At 71.4% G+C, this 507-nt stretch carries 1 protein-coding gene; it reads left to right on the top strand.

Annotated elements, in window-relative coordinates; translation table 11 throughout:
- Positions 1-361, top strand: a 361-nt coding sequence (locus AC5RUJ_RS18235) for a cytochrome d ubiquinol oxidase subunit II (protein WP_494156517.1), incomplete at its 5' end; no start/stop codon positions are given.
- Positions 362-507: the final 146 nt, after the last annotated feature.

The raw sequence follows: 507 nt of genomic DNA, 5'->3' as shown, positions 1-507 counted from the left end.
CAAGGCCGTCACGGTGGCGACGCTGTTGCTGGCCGCCCTCGGCGCGGCGGCGGCCTGGCTGCTGGCCAAGGCCGGACGGGACGGACTCTCCTTCGCCGGGCTCGGCACTTTCGTGGTCGCCGGGTCGGCAACCATCTTCACCGCGGTGTTCCCCACGGTACTGCCCTCGACCATCGACGAGGCCTTCAGCCTGACGGTGGACTCGGCGTCGTCGTCGGACTACACGCTGGGCGTGATGAGCGTAGTGGCGCTGTTCGGCATCCCGGCCGTGCTGGTCTATCAGGGCTACACGTACTGGGTGTTCCGCAAGCGCGTGAGCGCCTCCGCCATCCCCGCAGCACACGCCGTCACCGCACAGTGAAGCCGGTGCTTCCGGTGGGCGCCGCCGGCAAACGGGCGCTCTACCTGCTGGGACTGGCCGCGGCCGTCAAGGCGGGCGGCTTGGTCTTGCTCGCTTCGGCGGTGGCCGCCGGGGTGGCGGGCGTGGCGGCCGGGACGTTCAGCTGG

The sequence above is a fragment of the Arthrobacter sp. Y3223164 genome, from assembly GCF_059091005.1.
This window is presented reverse-complemented; position numbering and strand designations above follow the sequence as displayed.